This window comes from Streptomyces sp. NBC_01716 (assembly GCF_036248275.1).
In the GTDB taxonomy this organism is placed as follows: domain Bacteria; phylum Actinomycetota; class Actinomycetes; order Streptomycetales; family Streptomycetaceae; genus Streptomyces.
Genome location: NZ_CP109181.1, coordinates 4,945,129 through 4,962,481, shown reverse-complemented (window position 1 = coordinate 4,962,481; position 17,353 = coordinate 4,945,129). Strand labels below are relative to the sequence as shown.

16 protein-coding genes are annotated in these 17,353 nt (G+C 70.5%); 7 read left to right on the top strand and 9 right to left on the bottom strand.

The window, feature by feature from the left end; translation table 11 throughout:
• Positions 1 to 1,005, bottom strand: coding sequence for a WD40 repeat domain-containing protein (locus OIE74_RS21910; protein ID WP_329392383.1), 1,005 nt, complete (start codon positions 1,003 to 1,005; stop codon positions 1 to 3).
• A 108-nt stretch (positions 1,006 to 1,113) separates the two neighbouring features.
• Here OIE74_RS21910 and OIE74_RS21905 point away from each other — a divergent pair, with 108 nt between their 5' ends.
• Positions 1,114 to 1,830, top strand: coding sequence for a GDSL-type esterase/lipase family protein (locus OIE74_RS21905; protein WP_329386244.1), 717 nt, complete (start codon positions 1,114 to 1,116; stop codon positions 1,828 to 1,830).
• A 41-nt stretch (positions 1,831 to 1,871) separates the two neighbouring features.
• On the opposite strand, the gene OIE74_RS21900 is transcribed toward OIE74_RS21905, so the two are convergent.
• A complete protein-coding gene (locus OIE74_RS21900; RefSeq protein ID WP_329386243.1) occupies positions 1,872 to 2,009 on the bottom strand; it encodes a hypothetical protein in 138 nt (45 codons plus the stop codon).
• Between the two features lie 108 nt (positions 2,010 to 2,117).
• On the opposite strand from OIE74_RS21900, the gene OIE74_RS21895 reads away from it, so the two are divergent.
• Positions 2,118 to 3,101, top strand: a complete 984-nt coding sequence (locus OIE74_RS21895; RefSeq protein ID WP_329386241.1) for an aldo/keto reductase — start codon at positions 2,118 to 2,120, stop codon at positions 3,099 to 3,101.
• Positions 3,102 to 3,261: 160 nt separating this feature from the next.
• Here OIE74_RS21895 and thpR read toward each other — a convergent pair whose 3' ends face one another.
• The gene (gene thpR, locus OIE74_RS21890) at positions 3,262 to 3,870 is read right to left on the bottom strand and encodes an RNA 2',3'-cyclic phosphodiesterase (RefSeq protein ID WP_329386239.1); all 609 of its coding nucleotides are present in this window, start codon (positions 3,868 to 3,870) and stop codon (positions 3,262 to 3,264) included.
• 104 nt (positions 3,871 to 3,974) lie between these two features.
• Here thpR and OIE74_RS21885 point away from each other — a divergent pair, with 104 nt between their 5' ends.
• Complete coding sequence (locus OIE74_RS21885; RefSeq protein ID WP_443076372.1) at positions 3,975 to 4,556, top strand: Uma2 family endonuclease; 582 nt, start codon at positions 3,975 to 3,977, stop codon at positions 4,554 to 4,556.
• A gap of 28 nt (positions 4,557 to 4,584) precedes the next feature.
• Here OIE74_RS21885 and OIE74_RS21880 read toward each other — a convergent pair whose 3' ends face one another.
• Positions 4,585 to 5,949: an MFS transporter gene (locus tag OIE74_RS21880; RefSeq protein WP_329386237.1), complete on the bottom strand. Its 1,365-nt coding sequence runs from the start codon at positions 5,947 to 5,949 to the stop codon at positions 4,585 to 4,587.
• Between the two features lie 79 nt (positions 5,950 to 6,028).
• On the bottom strand, positions 6,029 to 6,466 hold the full coding sequence (locus OIE74_RS21875) for a MarR family winged helix-turn-helix transcriptional regulator (RefSeq protein ID WP_329386235.1): 438 nt from the start codon (positions 6,464 to 6,466) through the stop codon (positions 6,029 to 6,031).
• 165 nt (positions 6,467 to 6,631) lie between these two features.
• Between OIE74_RS21875 and OIE74_RS21870 the strand changes: the two genes are divergently transcribed.
• A complete protein-coding gene (locus OIE74_RS21870) occupies positions 6,632 to 6,814 on the top strand; it encodes a ribbon-helix-helix protein, CopG family (RefSeq protein WP_329386234.1) in 183 nt (60 codons plus the stop codon).
• A gap of 30 nt (positions 6,815 to 6,844) precedes the next feature.
• Here the strand turns inward: OIE74_RS21870 and OIE74_RS21865 are convergent, their stop codons facing one another.
• A complete protein-coding gene (locus OIE74_RS21865) occupies positions 6,845 to 8,263 on the bottom strand; it encodes an NCS2 family permease (RefSeq protein WP_329386232.1) in 1,419 nt (472 codons plus the stop codon).
• 193 nt (positions 8,264 to 8,456) lie between these two features.
• Here OIE74_RS21865 and OIE74_RS21860 point away from each other — a divergent pair, with 193 nt between their 5' ends.
• Both OIE74_RS21860 and OIE74_RS21855 read left to right on the top strand, forming a co-directional pair.
• Positions 8,457 to 8,717: a DUF2530 domain-containing protein gene (locus tag OIE74_RS21860; protein ID WP_329386230.1), complete on the top strand. Its 261-nt coding sequence runs from the start codon at positions 8,457 to 8,459 to the stop codon at positions 8,715 to 8,717.
• 98 nt (positions 8,718 to 8,815) lie between these two features.
• On the top strand, positions 8,816 to 11,284 hold the full coding sequence (locus tag OIE74_RS21855) for an HAD-IC family P-type ATPase (protein WP_329386228.1): 2,469 nt from the start codon (positions 8,816 to 8,818) through the stop codon (positions 11,282 to 11,284).
• Positions 11,285 to 11,360: 76 nt separating this feature from the next.
• Here the strand turns inward: OIE74_RS21855 and OIE74_RS21850 are convergent, their stop codons facing one another.
• From OIE74_RS21850 to OIE74_RS21840, 3 genes are all read right to left on the bottom strand, one after another.
• Positions 11,361 to 12,575 carry an IS30 family transposase gene (locus OIE74_RS21850; RefSeq protein ID WP_329384271.1) on the bottom strand — a complete coding sequence of 405 codons (1,215 nt, stop codon included), beginning with the start codon at positions 12,573 to 12,575 and terminating at the stop codon, positions 11,361 to 11,363.
• Between the two features lie 114 nt (positions 12,576 to 12,689).
• Complete coding sequence (locus OIE74_RS21845) at positions 12,690 to 13,544, bottom strand: DUF5707 domain-containing protein (protein ID WP_329386226.1); 855 nt, start codon at positions 13,542 to 13,544, stop codon at positions 12,690 to 12,692.
• 149 nt (positions 13,545 to 13,693) lie between these two features.
• The gene (locus OIE74_RS21840) at positions 13,694 to 16,786 is read right to left on the bottom strand and encodes a sacsin N-terminal ATP-binding-like domain-containing protein (RefSeq protein WP_329386224.1); all 3,093 of its coding nucleotides are present in this window, start codon (positions 16,784 to 16,786) and stop codon (positions 13,694 to 13,696) included.
• Between the two features lie 196 nt (positions 16,787 to 16,982).
• On the opposite strand from OIE74_RS21840, the gene OIE74_RS21835 reads away from it, so the two are divergent.
• On the top strand, positions 16,983 to 17,297 hold the full coding sequence (locus OIE74_RS21835; RefSeq protein ID WP_329386222.1) for a hypothetical protein: 315 nt from the start codon (positions 16,983 to 16,985) through the stop codon (positions 17,295 to 17,297).
• Positions 17,298 to 17,353 lie beyond the last annotated feature (56 nt).

Genomic DNA, 17,353 nt, shown 5'->3' with positions numbered 1-17,353 from the left:
TCAGTCGCCGCCCCGCCGGCGCCGGAAGCCGAGGAACAGGACCGCCGCGCCGATGAGCACCACCGCGCCGATCGTGACGTTCCCGCCGTCCCCCGCGATGCCGTCCTCACCCGCGCTGCCGCTGCCCGCGCTCCCGCCGCCACCGGACGAGCCGCCGCTCTCCTTGATGTCGACGCGCTCGACCTCGCTGCGGGTGCCCTCCGTGCCGAACATCAGGGCCGAACCGTCCAGCGTGTACGACACCGACTCCGCCTGCCCCTGGATCGGGGCCCGGACGCGGTGGTCCGCGCCGAGGCGGCCGTCCTTCCAGGCGTAAGCGCGTGCGCTGAAGTACGAGCGCAGCACCAGTTCCTTGCCGTCCGGCGAGAACGCGCCGTCCGTCACCCAGGGCACCTCGCCCACGCGCGTGAAGGTGTTCGTGCCCTCGGGGGTCAGCTTCGCCGGGCCCTCGTAGAGGCCGCCGCCGTCCTCGTTCTTCGAGGCGATGTAGACACGGCCGGTGACCGGATGGACCATCAGCGCCTCGGCGTCGCGCGGGCCGTCCGCGTACTTCACGGTGTACTGCGTCGCGTCGACCGTCTGGTCCGCGAGCCGCTTCGGCTCCGGGAAGCGGTAGATCCAGACGTGGTCCCAGCCGCCGCCCAGGTTGTCGCCGATGTCACCGACGTAGATGGCGCCGTCCGCGCCGACGGAGATCGCCTCCATGTCGCGGGGCTCCCCGACCCCGCGCATGGTGATCGTCGCGACGGTCTCGCCGGTCCGTGAGTCGATGCCGAAGATACGGGGCTTGTCCTGGTCGTTGTGGGTCCAGTAGACGCCGGGGTGTGCGCGGCTGGCGGCCAGCCCGCTGGACTCGGTGATCCGGGGGTCGGTCATCCGGAAGGTCCGGTCGGGGTCGGCGGCGGGCGCGGCAGGGGACGCGGGCGCGGCGAGGACCGCCGGGGCGGACAGCACGAACACCGCCGCCGTGATCGCCGCGCCGACAAGACGTGCCGACGGACGCATGCCCTTGGCCTTGCGCGTGACCTTGCCGTTGACCGTGACCATGGTCCAAGACTGCCATCTTCCCGGGCCCCGCTCGGCCGCCCCCCGGCGATCGGGGATGATGTCCCGATGCGTTTCATGTTCGTCGGCGACTCGATGACCATCGGCCGCGCCGGCGACTTCACCTGGCGCTACCGGATGTGGCAGCACCTGAACGCCTCGTACGGCGCCCCGTTCACGATCGTCGGCCCGCGCACCGCCCTGTACGACACCCACGCCGACGCCCCGGTCTCGCACGCGTACGGCGCCCCCGACTTCCCCGCGCGGGCGTGGGCGCATCTCGCCGGCTGGGGCGAGGGGTGGCAGCACATGGCGCCCGTGATCCGCGAGGCGGTCGCCGCGCACCGCGCGGACGTCCTGCTCGTCTCGCTGGGCCTGATAGACCTCGGCTTCTACACGGACAGCGGTCAAACGGCCCTGTACGCACGGGAGTTCATCGCCGAGGCGCGCGCGGCGAACCCGCGCGTCCGGTTCGTCCTGCTGCCCGTCATCCCCAACGTACGGGCCGGGACGGACCCGGCTTTCGCCGCCGAGGTCGACCGCTTCAACGACCTGCTGGCCGAGGCGGTCACCGATCTGGACGACCCGGCCTCCCCCCTGCTTCCGGCCACCCGCCCCGCGTCGTACGACGTCGGGCGCGACACCTACGACGGCACGCACCCCGGCCCTTCGGGTGAGCACCTGATCGCCGGGGCGTTCGCCGACGCGATGCACGGGGCGTGGGGGCTGGGCGCGCCATATGCCCTCACATCACGGCGAGTTGGGGACCGAGCGGCGCTCGGGTGAGGCGGCCGGTGAATGCCGAGTCGGCGAATGGGCGGGCCGCCTCACTCCCGCCCCAGCGGCCTCCCGCATCCGCCGCAGACCACCACCCCGGGCTCGTCGTTCAGCCGCCCGCACTCCTCGCAGACCAGCTCCAGCATGCAGGGCGGCTCGCCGCCCTCGTCGCGTCCACCGTCCGGCATCGCCGCACCGTCCTGTCCTGACCGCTCATCGTCCTCCCCAGCTTCCCACCCGCGGCCGGATTTCGAGGTCTTGCCTGGAGCGCGCTCGAAGGCGTTGGCTGTTGAGTCATGAAGTACACGCAGCTCGGACGCACCGGACTCAAAGTCAGCCGACTCGTCCTCGGCACCATGAACTTCGGCCCTCTCACCAACGAGGCCGACAGCCACGCCATCATGGATGACGCGCTCGGCGCCGGCATCAACTTCTTCGACACCGCCAACGTCTACGGCTGGGGCGAGAACAAGGGCCGTACGGAGGAAATCCTCGGCACCTGGTTCGCGCAGGGCGGCGGCCGTCGCGACAAGGTCGTGCTCGCCACCAAGGTGTACGGCAACATGGCCGCCGACGGCGACGCGTGGCCCAACCACGACAAGCTGTCGGCCCTCAACATCCGCCGTGCGGTGGACGCCAGCCTCAAGCGGCTCCAGACCGACCACATCGATCTCTACCAGTTCCACCACATCGACCGTGCCACCCCGGTCGAGGAGATCTGGCAGGCGATCGACACCCTGATCCAGCAGGGCAAGATCCTCTACGCGGGTTCGTCGAACTTCCCCGGCTGGAAGATCGCCCAGACCAATGAGACGGCCCGCCGCCTCGGCTCGTACGGCCTGGTCAGCGAGCAGTGCCTCTACAACCTCGCCGAGCGCCGCGCCGAGATGGAGGTCATCCCGGCCGCGCAGGAGTACGGCCTCGGGGTCATCCCCTGGTCGCCGCTCCACAGCGGGCTCCTCGGTGGCGCGATCCGCAAGGAGCGCGAGGGCGGCGCCGGAAAGCGTTCGAGCGGCCGGCTCGCCGACACGAAGATCCGTGAGCAGGTGCAGGCGTACGAGGACCTGCTCGCCAAGCACGGCATCGAGCCGGGCGAGGCGGCGCTGGCCTGGCTGCTCACCCGCCCCGGCGTAACGGGCCCGATCGTCGGCCCGCGCACCGCCGAACAGCTGGAGTCCGCGCTGCGCGCGGTCGAAGTGGAGCTCTCGGACGAGGTGCTGGCGTCCCTGGACGAGATCTTCCCGGGCACGGGCCCGTCGCCGGAGGCCTTCGCCTGGTAGCCGAGGTCCCGCTCGCCGGACGGGCCGCGCCGTAACGCGCGGCCCGTCCGGCGAGGGACGTGCCTCAGCCGAACGCCGCCGTCACGGCGACGATCACGAACAACAGCACCAGCGCGGCGGCCATGATCCGGTTCCGGGTTTTGGGGTCCACGCGTCGAGGTTAACGGCCGTCGGCGACCGGCTCGGCGGCGGGCCTCGTGGCGGGCCCGGCCGTGGGGAAGCGCGCCAGCGTCTCGTACCGCGGCTGCTCGCCCGGCACCCCGTCCACGGGCAGCCTGCTCTGTACGAGCGCCAGCTCCCCGACCGCCCAGGGCGTGCCGTCGAAGCCGTCGAGGGCGGTCACGTACGGCCTCAGGTCGGTCTCCGTCCGCGAGCGCGCCACGGTCAGATGCGGATGGTACGCACGGTGTTCCTCCATCGGCACCCCCGTGCGGCTCGCCGCGGCGTACGCGCGTTCTGACAGCCGCCGCAGCTCCGCGATGCCCCCGGCGGCGCCGGCCCACAGCGCGCGCCCGCCGAAGCGCCCGCCGCCGTGGAGCCGCAGCGAGAACGCGTCCGTACGGTGAGCGGCCCGCCCCAGGCGCTCGGTCAGCTCGGGCAGCAGCCGGTCGTCCACCTCGCCCATGAAGGCGAGCGTGAAGTGCCACCCTTCCCGCCCGGTCCACCGCAGCCCGTCGGCCCCGGGCAGCCCGCGCACGCGCCGGTCGAGGACCGAGGCGAGTTCGTCGGCGGCTTGGGCGGGCGGCAGTACGGCGGCGAAGAGACGCATACGCAGAGTCTGGCATCCCGGCGTGACCCGGTCACCGTGAGTATCGTTGTACCGCGCGGCTGCCGAATTTCCTACGGCAGCGGGGAGGAGCGCCACCGGTGACCATCGCACTTGACGACGACAGGACCGACATGGCCAGTGAAGAGCTCAGCTTGGACGATCTGTTCGAGCGACTGGAGCGAATGCCTGTCCCCGAGGGATACAAGGTCGAGATCGTCGGGGGGAACATCTTCATGTCGCCACAACGGGATATCCACTGGAACATTATTCGGAGGATTGTCCGAGCCCTTGAGGATCGCTTCGGCATGGACGTCAATGTGCTGTCGGACGTACGCATGGACTTCCCGGACAAGAACGGCTTCGCCCCTGATGTGGCCAAACTCGCCGACGACGCGGAGAAGGACAGCCGCGGACGGTGGCGCTACCAGGACATCGAGTATGTCGCCGAGGTCATCTCGAAAGCCACCGGCGCCAACGACTACGGGCCGAAGAAGACCGCGTACGCCGGGGCTGCCATTCCCGTCTACATGATCGTCGATCCGTACACGGGCCGATGCCATGTGTACACGGCCCCGAAGGACGGCGAGTACCACTCGCATCTGACCGTCGACTTCGGCAGCGAGATCGATCTGACAGCCACGCGCCTCGATCTCACCCTGAAGACCGACGAGTTCCCCCGCGACTGACCCCCCTGGCGACAGCCGCGCCCCCCACTCACGCCGCCGTCGCCAGCTTCTCCCGTGGTACGAACATCACGCGCGGCCGTCCCCGTTCCATGCCGATCTTGACGCGCAGGCCGCCCGCACGGGCGAGCATCACGCCCACGCCCACCGCCGCGAGCGCCGCGACCGCGCCGCCGGCAGCGAAGCCGACCCTGGGGCCGTAGGTGTCGGTGATCCAGCCGACGAGCGGGGCGCCCAGCGGCGTACCGCCCGTGAAGACCATCATGAACAGGGCCATCACCCTGCCGCGCATGGCCGGGTCGGTGGTCATCTGGATGCTGGAGTTGGCGGTGACGTTGACCGTCAGTCCGCACATGCCGACCGGCACGAGCAGCGCGGCGAAGATCCAGAACGTCGGTACGAAGGCGGCCACGATCTCCAGCACACCGAAGAGCACCGCCGCCGCGACCAGCAGCCGCATCCGGGAGGTGCCCCGGCGGGCGGCGAGCAGGGCGCCGATGAGGGAGCCGACCGCCATCAGGGTGTTGAGCAGTCCGTACGTACCGGCGCCCGCGTGGAACACGTCGTCCGCGAAGGCGGACAGCCAGATCGGGAAGTTGAAGCCGAACGTACCGATGAAGCCGACCAGCACGATCGGCCAGATCAGTTCGGGTCTCCCGGCGACGTAACGCAGCCCTTCCCGCAGCTGTCCCTTGCCGCGCGGGGTGCGCTCGACCTTGTGCAGCTCGGAGGTGCGCATCAGCAGCAGGCCGGTGAGCGGCGCGATGAAGGAGAGTCCGTTGAGGAGGAACGCGTAGCCGCTGCCGACGGCGGTGATCAGCACACCGGCGACGGCGGGGCCCACGAGCCGGGCCGACTGGAAGTTGGCGGAGTTCAGACTGACGGCGTTACGCAGCTGGTCGGGGCCGACCATCTCGTGCACGAACGACTGCCGCGCCGGGTTGTCGACCACCGTGACCAGACCGAGCACGAAGGCCGTGGCGTACACATGCCAGACCTGGACGTGGCCGGTGAGAGTGAGGGCGGCGAGTGCGAGGCCGGTGATGCCCATCGCGGCCTGGGTGCCGAGCAGCAGGGTGCGCTTGTTGCACCGGTCGGCGATGACACCGCCGTAGAGCCCGAAGAGCAGCATCGGCAGGAATTGCAGGGCCGTGGTGATACCGACGGCCGTGGAGGAACCGGTGAGGGTGAGCACCAGCCAGTCCTGGGCGATGCGCTGCATCCAGGTGCCGGTGTTGGAGACGACCTGTCCGGTGGCGAAGAGGCGGTAGTTACGGATCCTCAGCGAGCTGAACATGCTCGTGCGGGTCTGTGTCTGTTCGGTCCCTGGGGTCGGTTCAAGGGGGTCGGGGGTGGTCGGTGCGGGGGCGGAGTCTGCTCCGGATCCCGTACTCAAAGTTGGTTCGCCTCCTCGGTGTTGACGGCGTACTTCGGTGTTGACAACGTACTTCGGCGGATGACTACAGGCGCGCGAGCTACAGATGCGCGAGCTTCTCCAGCACCGGCGCCGCCGCGCGGAGCTTGGACCATTCGTCCTCGTCAAGCCCTTCCGCCATTGCGGTGAGCCAGGCGTTCCGCTTGCGGCGGCTCTCTTCGAGCATGGCCTCGGCCTGCTCGGTCGACGTGACCACCTTCTGCCGGCGGTCGTCGGGGTGCGGTTCGAGCCGTACGAGTCCCTTGGCTTCGAGCAGAGCCACGATGCGCGTCATCGACGGCGGCTGTACGTGCTCCTTGCGGGCCAGCTCGCCGGGTGTGGCGGAGCCGCAGCGGGCGAGGGTGCCGAGCACCGACATCTCGGTCGGGCTCAGGGTCTCGTCGACGCGCTGGTGCTTGAGGCGCCGGCCCAGCCGCATGACCGCCGAGCGGAGTGCGTTCACGGCGTCCGCGTCGTCGCCGTGGGTGAGATCAGCCATGTTCTTTAGCGTAACTCATTACTTAAGCTAAGGAAAACCGAAAGCACCCCTCCCCCACCAGGACGCACAGATCCCACACATCAAGGACAGGCAGCTCACTCGAACGAGTGAGGAAAGCGCGGAAAGTCACCCAAGGCCCGACACTCGCCCCCGACGCTGGTCGGCATGGGATCAAAGGTGCTCAGCCTGCGGATAGACGGTGAGTTGCTCGACCGGCTTCGGCAGCACGCCGCCAGACGCGGAATGAGCGTCCAGGACTATGTGGTCGGGACGCTCATGCGCGACGATTTCGACGAACGCTTCCGGGTGTCCGTCGACGAGACGGAGAGGTTCTACGGCGCCGCGTGACGAACACCGTGGGCCCACCGCGTACTGGTGTCACGTCAGACCCAGCGCCGGCATCGCGTAGTAGAAGACGAACACCGCCGACACGACGTACATCGCCACCGGCACCTCGCGAGCCCGGCCCGCCACCAGCCGCAGCAGGCTGAAGGAGATGAAGCCGACACCGATGCCGTTGGTGATGGAGTACGTGAACGGCATCGTCACCATCGCCAGGAACGCGGGAACGGCGACGGTGTAGTCGTTCCAGTCGATGTCCCTGATCGATCCGGCGAGGATCAGGAAGCCGACCGCGAGCAGCGCGGGCGTGGCCGCCTGGGACGGGACCATCGTCGCGATCGGCGTGAAGAACAGCGCGAGCCCGAAGAGCGCGCCCGTCACGACGGACGCCAGTCCGGTCCTCGCCCCTTCGCCGACACCGGCCGTGGACTCCACGAAGCAGGTGGTGGCGGAGGACGAGGTCGCGCCGCCGGACGCGACGGCGATGCCGTCCACGAACAGCACCCGGTTGATCCCGGGCAGCCGCCCCTTCTCGTCCATCAGCTTCGCCTCGTCGCCGACGCCGAGGATCGTGCCCATCGCGTCGAAGAACGTCGACAGCAGCACGGTGAAGACGAAGAGGACGCCGGTGATGACGCCGACCTTCCCGAAGCCGCCGAAGAGACTGAACTCGCCGACCAGCCCGAAGTCCGGCCCGGCCACGGGGTTGCCGGGCCACTTCGGGGTCGTCAGGCCCCAGCCCGGCACATCGGCGACCGCCTCGATGACGAGCGCGACGACCGTCATCGTCACGATCGAGATCAGGATCGCGCCGGGCACCTTGCGGATGATCAGCGCGAGCGTGAGCAGCGCGCCGAGCGCGAAGACCAGCACGGGCCAGCCGTTGAGATGACCGTCCGAGCCGAGCTGGAGCGGCACGGTGGTGTGGGCGACGTCAGGGACCCGGGTCACGAAGCCGGAGTCGACGAGGCCGATCAGCAGGATGAAGAGGCCGATACCGATGGCGATGCCCTTGCGCAGGCTGCGCGGTACGGCGTTCATCACCCGTTCCCGCAGCCCGGTCGCGACCAGCAGCATGACCAGGAAGCCGGCCAGGACGACCATGCCCATCGCGTCGGCCCAGCTCATCCTCGGGGCGAGCTGGAGCGCGACGACGGTGTTGACGCCGAGCCCGGCGGCGAGCGCGATCGGTACGTTGCCGACGACGCCCATCAGGAGGGTGGCGAAGGCGGCGGTGAGCACCGTGGCGGTGACGAGCTGGCCGCTGTCGAGCTGATGGCCGTGGATGTCCTTCGCACTGCCGAGGATGATCGGGTTCAGCACGATGATGTAGGCCATCGCGAAGAAGGTCGCGAAGCCTCCGCGCACCTCGCGGGCGACGGTGGAACCGCGCTCCGAGATCTTGAAGAAGCGGTCGATGGCGACCGGAGCCGCGGCCGTGTCCGGGGAGGGCATGCGCAACCTCAGTCGTCGTGATCATGGGGTGTTCGAACGAACGGAACTGGCCGTTCGCAAAACCGTTTCAGTATGAACAGAGTGGCCGATGATCGCTATCTCCGCGCGTAGAGCCCGCCCGCCTGGGGCTGGGCTGCGGCCCTGAGGCAGCCGCCGCGCGGGCGCCTCGGAAGCCGCCGCATAGACTGACGCCATGGCGAAGTGGACCCCGACGCATGAGGCACCCGAGCCCCTGGAGGGGCCGGTCGTCCCGACCATCGTCGGCGGCACCGTCATCTGGTTCGTCCTCTTCCTCGTACAGCTCCCCTTCTACGGCTGGTTCGACGACCACGGACACACCTGGTGGGTGTGGACCTGTCTGGCCGGCGGCGGGCTCGGCCTGATCGGTGTCTGGTACGTCCGCAGGCGCGACGCCGCCATCAAGCGCGCGGCGGGCGCGAGCCACGGCGCGTAATGCTCTGGGTGGACTTCTCGCCCAACCCCTCGTACCTCGGTCGGATCTTCGGACCCCCCGGCGGGTGAACGCCCCCTTCCGGCCGTAACGTCGATCTCATGACTCAGCGGGCGAAAATCGACACCGGCGGCGGCGAGCCACGCGACCCCACCGACCCGGGTGCGCGGCTCGACCGGACGAAGGAGCCGCGCGGTACGTCCGGCGCACTCGGGCGCGACCCCGGGCTGACCGCCGCCGAGGTCGCCGAGCGGGTGGCGCGGGGCGAGGTCAACGACGTCCCCGTACGCAGCAGCCGCTCCATGGTCGAGATCATCCGCGCCAACGTCTTCACCCGGTTCAACGCGCTCATCGGGGTGCTCTGGGCGATCATCCTCCTGGTCGCGCCGATCCAGGACAGCCTCTTCGGCTTCGTGATCATCGCGAACACCGGCATCGGCATCATCCAGGAACTGCGCGCCAAGAAGACGCTCGACAGTCTGGCCGTCATCGGCGAGGCCCGGCCGGTCGTACGGCGCGACGGCGTCGCGGCCGGGATCTCCACCTCCGAGATCGTCCTCACCGACATCGTCGAACTCGGCCCAGGCGACAAGGTCGTCGTGGACGGCGAGATCGTCGAGGCCGACAATCTGGAGGTCGACGAGTCGCTGCTCACCGGCGAGGCCGACCCCGTCCTCAAGCAGCCCGGCGACACGGTGATGTCGGGCAGCTTCGTCGTCTCGGGCGGCGGCGCGTTCCGGGCGACGAAGGTGGGCCGGGAGGCGTACGCGGCGCAACTCGCCGAGGAGGCGTCGCGCTTCACGCTCGTCCAGTCCGAACTGCGCACCGGCATCAGCACGATTCTCAAGTACGTGACCTGGATGATGGTCCCGACCGCGATCGGGCTGATCATCAGCCAGCTCGTCGTCAAGGAGAACAACTTCAAGGACTCCGTCGCCCGGACCATCGGCGGCATCGTGCCGATGATCCCGGAGGGCCTGGTCCTGCTGACCTCGGTCGCCTTCGCGATCGGTGTCATCCGGCTCGGCCGTAAGCAGTGCCTGGTCCAGGAGCTCCCCGCGATCGAGGGCCTGGCCCGCGTGGACGTCGTCTGCCTCGACAAGACGGGCACGCTGACCGAGGGCGGCATGGACGTCACGGAGCTCCGGCCGCTGAACGGCAGTGACGAGTCGTACGTACGCACGGTGCTCGGCGCCATCGGCGCGTCCGACCCGCGGCCCAACGCCAGCCTCCAGGCGATCATCGACGCGTATCCGGACGAGTCCGGGTGGCGCAGTACGGCGGCGCTGCCGTTCTCCTCGGCCCGTAAGTACAGCGGCGCCACGTTCGAGGGTGACCCCGAGGGCGGCGGCGGGCCCGTCGGCTGGCTCCTGGGCGCGCCCGACATCCTGCTGCCCGACGGCGACCCCACGCTCGCCGAGATCGACTCCCTCAACGAGCAGGGCCTGCGGGTGCTGCTGCTGGCCCGCCTGGAGGGCGACACCGCGCTCGACGCGCCCGACGTGACGGACGGCGCGGTGGCGGCGGCTCTCGTGGTGCTGGAGCAGCGGCTGCGCCCCGACGCGGCCGACACGCTCACCTACTTCGCCGACCAGGACGTCCAGGCGAAGGTGATCTCCGGCGACAACGCGGTCTCGGTCGGCGCGGTCGCATCGAAGCTCGGGCTGCCGGGCGCGGACCGTACGGTGGACGCGCGCCGGCTGCCCGCCGACCGCGACGAGATGGCGGGCGCGCTCGAATCGGCGTCGGTCTTCGGCCGGGTGAGCCCGCAGCAGAAGCGCGAGATGGTGGGCGCGCTCCAGTCGCACGGCCATACGGTCGCGATGACCGGCGACGGCGTGAACGACGTCCTGGCCCTGAAGGACGCCGACATCGGCGTCGCGATGGGCTCGGGGTCGGAGGCCACGCGGGCGGTCGCCCAGATCGTGCTCCTCAACAACAGCTTCGCCACGCTGCCCTCGGTGGTGGCCGAGGGCCGCCGCGTGATCGGCAACATCACGCGCGTCGCGACGCTGTTCCTGACGAAGACGGTCTACTCCGTGCTGCTGGCCGTCCTCGTGGTGATCACGCAGGTGGAGTATCCGTTCCTCCCCCGGCATCTCACGCTGATCTCCACGCTCACGATCGGCGTCCCCGCGTTCTTCCTGGCCCTCGCGCCCAACAAGGAGCGTGCCCGGCCGAACTTCGTACGCAGGGTGATGCGGTACTCGGTCCCCAGCGGCATCATCACCTCCGCCACGACGTTCACGACGTATCTGCTGGCGCGCGACCACTACAGCGGACCCGGCTCGCTGTCCGCCGAGACGAGCGCGGCCACGCTGACGCTCTTCCTGGTGACGATGTGGGTGCTGGTGATCATCGCCCGCCCCTACACCTGGTGGCGGGTGGTGCTGGTGGTGTCGATGGGGTTCCTCTTCCTGGTCGTGCTGGCCGTGCCGTGGCTCCAGCACTTCTTCGCGCTGAAGCTGGTGGGGACGACGCTGCCGTGGACGGCGGTGGCGATCGCGGGCGTGGGCGCGGTGCTGCTCGAAGTGGCGTGGCGGCTGGTGGACCGGAGATACCCGGCGTAGGCGTCGGACGGACATGGCGAAGGGCCCCGCGCGAGGGGCGGTTTCTGGGGGTCGTCGCAACAGGTGGTCGTGTTGATCAGGCCGCGATGAGTTTATGCAGGCGTTCGGCTGGGGTTTCCCAGTCGAGCGTTTTGCGTGGGCGGCCGTTGAGCTGGGCGGCGACGGCGTCGAGGTGCTCGCGGCTGTGGACGGCCAGGTCGGTGCCCTTGGGAAAGTACTGCCGCAGCAGACCGTTCGTGTTCTCGTTCGGGCCGCGCTGCCAGGGACTGCCCGGATCACAGAAGTAGACGGGGACGTCCGTGGCGGTGCTGAACGAGCGGTGTTCGGCCGTCTCGGAGCCCTGGTCCCAGGTCAGAGACCGCTTGAGGTGGGCGGGTAGTCGCTGCACGGTCTCCTGGAGGGCGTCGCGGACCTGCTCGGCGCCCCGGCCGTCAGGCAGGTGCAGGAGCATCACGCAGCGGGTGGCACGCTCGACCAGGGTCCCGATCGCGGACGCGCTGTCCTTGCCGATGATCAGGTCGCCTTCCCAGTGGCCGGGCACCGCCCGGTCCCCGGCTTCGGCCGGGCGGTCGCTGATCATGACCATCGGCTCGGTGAAGCGGGGCCGGCGGGAGTTGGCCTGACGGTGGGGCCTGCGGCGGGCACGTCCACTGCGCAGGGCGCCGGCCAGCTCTCGCCGTAGCTCTCCGCGTCCTTGGACGTAGAGGGCCTGGTAGACGGTTTCGTGGACCACGTGCATCTCCGGCCGGTCGGGGAACTGCCTGCGCAGAGCCTGGCAGATCTGCTCAGGGCTCCACCGCTCGTCCAGGCCCGCCTGTATCGCGTCCCGCAGCTCGGGGTTCTGTCCGATCTTCCCGGGCCTGGGGCGGGGCCGGCGGGCATCGGCGCGGGCCTGGGCCGCGTGCGGCCGGTACTGCCCGTTTCCGGGGTGGCGGTTGCGGCGGACTTCACGGCCGACCGTCGACGGGCTGCGGCCCAGCTCCGCTGCTATCACGCGGATCGTGGCCTTCTCCCGCAGGCGGTCGGCGATATGGATGCGGTCGGCCTCGCGCAAGTACCGCGAGCACACGGAAGGCGGCTCCACCGCGTTGATCGGTGGAGCCGCCTTCCTGCCGCCGGACGGGTTGCGTCCGTATCGCCGGCGTTTCCCGGTCCGCCGGTTGATCCCGACGATCCGGCACGCCTCCGTGTTGCTCACGCCCTGCTCCATGAGCCGGGAGTATGCCTCCCGCTCACGAGTGAGTTTCTTACGTCCCCGCGGCTGCCGGTCCTCGCGAATCTCGAAGTCCATCCCACCCCTTGAACTGGGGTGTTGCAACGACCGCTAGAACCCAAGAGTGGCCCGGGGCCCTTCGTACGACCGCTTGAGCGGCCGCTCCGACTGCTTCTTCGGCTACTTCTCGGGCTACTTCACGTCGACGAAGTCACCGGCCGGGATGATCGCCGGGGTGGTGGACGTACCGGCGAAGTTCCAGCGCCAGTAGCCGTCCACGGTGGCCTTGGACGTCGTCTTCAGCGTGCCGGTGCTGGAGGTCTTGACGCCCTTGACCGAGGTGTAGACGGTGCTGGTGCTCTTACGGAACTCCAGCTTCACCGACTGGGTGGCGTAGCCCTTGTAGGTGCCCGTCTCCCAGTTGGCACGGGTCAGCTTGCCCGTGATCGTGATCGTGCCGCCCTTGGCCACCGGCTCGGGGGCGGCGTTGACGTCCAGCTTCGCCAGCCGCTGGAGGTTCGTCCTGCCGAACTTGTCGTTCTGCGCGCTGTAGGTGTCCTTCGAGTTCACCCAGACGCCGACGTTCCAGCCCTTGGAGTCGCTGTTGCGCAGCCACATGGGATCGATCTCGATGGTCTGCGTGCAGGTGGACGTGGTGGCGTTCGCCGCGACGCACGAGGTGGGCCCGGTGGAGCCGAACCCGAAGGACTCCGGGTCGTCCAGACTGGTGCCGGTCCAGATGATCGCGTCGGCGTCGGTGATGCCGGACGGGTGCGACGCGGTGATCGAGACGGTGACCTTCTTGACGGCCTTGGCGCCGACGATGATGGGCTTGCCACCGTTCACCACGGCCTTGCTGATCACCGGGGCCTCGCCGCCCTCCCCGGCCCTGGCCTTCGGCGCGGCGGCCGGGCTCTGGTGCGTGGCGGAGCCGTAGGACGGTACGCCGGGACGGTCGTCCGCGGGCGCGGCCTGGGTGGCCGGCACGGCGAGAGCCGACAGAGCCAGGGCACCGGTCGCGACGGCAACAGTGGCGCGGATTCGCATGCTTTTCCCCATTTGTCAGTGAGCCTGTTGGCTCGCCTGGTCAGACGACAAGCATGGGCCGATGGTTGTGTGCCGCGTGCCTTTTTCGTGAAGGTCGCACATCCGGCTCGCACATCTGGGCGGCACATCCGGACCGCCGTAGGTCGCCGTCAGTCGAACCAGCGGTCCCGCGCCAACTCCTCGGTACGCGACGCGTCCTCCAGCAGCGCGGCCACCTCGAAGCGGCGCGGCCACTGCCCCGCCGCCCATGCCAGCCCGGCCGCGACGCCTTCCACGGTGGACGCGTGGACCGTGCCGTCCGGTGTGCGCCGCCAGTCCAGTTCCGTGCCACCCGCGAGCAGTTGCCCGTGCTCGAAGTACGTGTCGGGGGTGCCCGCGCCGAGCAGTACGTGGACGGACTCCGGGACCTCGTACTCCTCGCCCTCCGTCGTCACCTCCGCCGTGACGCTCTCGCCGAGCCGCGCGACCTGGAGCAGCTCAGCGAGTTCGGCGGCGCGCGCGGGAGCCACCGGCAGCAGCGGCAGTCCTTCCGTCAGCGGCAGCAGATCGGGTACGTCCGCGATCACGGCGTCCGCCGCGTCCACGATCCGCACCTCGCCGTCCACCACGGCCCGCAACTCGTCGGGGAGCGTGACCTGTTGGGGGTCGAGGTCGGCGATCGCCGTGTAGAGGGCGTGTAGCTGACGGGCCGTCACCTCACGGTCGGGGTCGGCCAGCCGGTTCAACAGCTCGGCCGCGCCGCCCGGTTCGTCGAGGAGGGCGGCGACCGAGGTCCGGACGCCCAGCGCGCGCAGCACCTGCGCGTCCTCGAACCCGGAGGCGTCCACGGCGTCGTACAGCCCGGCCAGCAGCGGATCGCCGCCCGCCGCGCGCAGACCGGCCGGACGCCGGCCGTCGAGCACGGGGTGGTCGCGCAGCCACCAGGCGGTGTACGAGCGCACGCTCTCGGTCGTGCCGTCGGGCAGCAGCACGCGTACGGGCGCGGTCAGCGCGTCCCGCAGCGGCGGCTGCGCCAGCAGGGCGAGCGCCCGGGGCCAGGCGTCGTCGTCCACGAGGTCCAGGTCACGTACGGCCACGATCTCGGTGGCGACCGGCGGCACCGGCGTCTCGGGCAGCCGGTCCAGCACGTCCTCGCACCAGACGTCGACGGCGTCGAGCAGCCCGGCGTCGTCCGGCTCGGCGAAGTCGCCGTCGCGCGGCTCCAGTTCGTCGGGGTCCAGGACGACGTCCGTGGCGCGTACGAGGGTGAAGTTGGCCAGCACCCCGCAGGCGGCCAGTGGCTGTTCGCCCCAGCGCTCGGCCAGTTCGGCGTCGCACAGGGCGAGTTCGTCCTCGCGCATGACTGCGGCGAACGGGCTGCCGGGCAGGACGAGTTCACCGGCGGGGGCGAGTTCGCCCTCCTCGTCGGGCAGGGCGAGCGCGGCCAGCCACGGCTCGTCGCCGACGTCCAGATCCGCGTCCCGCACCAGCGCGAGGACCGTCTCGGCCAACTCGTCGGCGTCCAGCGACTGTTCCTGGTCCCAGACCTCGCCGGCGTCCAGCGAGGCGGCGACCGCGGCCCGTACCTCCGGGGTCGTCAGCACGGCGCGCGGGGTGGCGGGCAGCGCGCCGAGCTTCTCCAGCAGCGGGTGGGCGGCATCCGGGTGCGCCACCTTCAGACCGAGCCTGGCCAGGTCGGCAGGTGTCTCGGCGAGCGGCAGCAGGACCCGGCGGGGGCCCACCGCCGTACGGCCGCCGACGAGCGGCACCGGCAGTCCGGACAGCCGGTCCGGGTCCACGCCGGCCAGGGACTCATAGAGCCGCCGCCACCACTCGGGCGCGCGCTCGGTGCCGCCGATGCGCTCGATGGCCTCGCCGAGCGGCAGCCGGCCCACCGTCAGGGACCGCAGCTCCGTGCGCCGTTCGAGCCCGGCGGGCAGCAACGTGGGCAGTACTTCCGCCAGTACGCGTACGGTGTCGGCGCCCGCACCCTCCACGACCTCCGCCTCGAAGGGCCGCAGCGCGGTCAACTCTTCGCTGGGGGCGGCCGGTTCGAGGAAGGCGACACGCGGCAGCCGCTTGAGGATCGCGGCCCGCAGCACACCGTCCAGCTCACCCTTGCCGAGCGGCCCCGGCACCAGGTCGATGGTGCCGGTGGACACCGGCAGCCAGTCGCCGAGGAGTTCGGCGTACGCGTCGGCGGCCCGCTCCACGAGGAAGTCGGTGAGCGGTCCGGGCGCGGGGTGCCGCCGGGTGGTGTCCAGGGGCAGCGAGGCGATCAGCAGGGCGGGCACGCCCAGGGGTTCGTCGGTGGGCGTCGGTGCGTGCACGACGGGTGCGGTACGGGGCGGTACGGGGGCGCCCTCGCCGTCCACGGGGACGGCCCAGGTAACGGCCCAGTGGGGGCGCAGGCGCTCCTCCACGGGGCGGCCTTCGAGCAGCGCGGGCTCGGTCACCCCGTGACGGCTCACAACCCTCCAACGCCGCACGGCCCCCTGGCTGTCCTCCACATGCACATACGGCCCGTGCTCCGCGCGCCTCAACACCCGTTCGCCGTCCGGGGTTTCGACCACGATCTCGGCGAGGCCCGGCAGGGTCAGCAGCAGCGCGTCGTCGACCGCGGCGAGCAGCCGCTCCACCAGATCGAGCGCGGTCCCGTCCCGCAACGGGAGGATGACGACCGTGTCGTACCCCTCGGGGGCGCTGCCCTCGGCGGGCAGCGGCAGCCGCAGCAGCGGCACGTGCCCGTCCCGGCGGCGCAGTTCGTCGCCGAGCCCGGGGCTCGACAGCGCGGCCTCCTGGGCCAGCCCGCGCGCCTCGGCGAGCGACCACCGGACACCACCGTGCCTGCCGACGACGGCGGGTTCGTCGCTGACGGCGACGACGGCGGCGAACCCGACCCCGAAGCGCCCGACGGCGGACTCGTGTCCCTCGCGCTTGGCGGAGGCACGCAGAGTGCTGAGGGATTCGACCCCGGTCGCGTCGAGGGCCGCACCGGTGTTGGCGGCGACGAGCACGGCGGGGCTGCCGGGCCGCAGGGTGAGCCTCAGCCGCCCCGGGACCCCCGCACGGGCGGCGGCGTCGGCGGCATTCTGCGCCAGCTCCACGACGAGCCGGTCACGGTAGCCACCGAGCGCGAGGTCCTCCTCGGCATTGGCATCCTCCCGAAACCGCGCGGGCCCGGCCCCCCACGAGTCCAGTACCGCACGCCGCAGCCGACCCGTTCCGAACGGATCGGCCCCCTCGGTCGTCGTGACGCTCACCGTCTGACTCCACTCTGTCCGTCCACCGGTCCGCTACGCGCTAAGTGTGCGGCCCGAAGGTACCGCGCGACACGCCTCGTACGGGTCGCGGGTCCGCATCACAGCGGGGCGCGGTGCCAGCCATGAGACGGGTCGGCGTTTCGGTCAGGGGACACTTCCGTGAGGTCGGGCGGCTTGACGGGGTCGGGGTGCGTGGATGGACTCGGACATGCGGGGTGGGGCGTTAAATTTGTCACGCGCGCCGGTGGTGCGGTCGTTCGCGGCATCAGGGAACGAGCGGGAGCTACTGCGGATCTTCGAGTTCGAAGAGGCCGTAAAGCGCCGAGGCGAGTGGGTCGAGAGCAATCACGCGGCGCTCAGGGCGGCCTTCGACTCCGATTCGCCCGACGAAGACCAACTGAGGTCCTGGCGGCGCGAGGCACACGCGACCCGACAAGGGTTGTCGGAGGCTCAGGCGCAGTTGGCCACCTTCATCAAGCACACATTTCCCGCCGACTTCAGATCGCCTTGAGGCCAGGGCGTGTTCGACCGTCTCGCGACTGTCGACGCTCGCGTCGTCGGCATGAA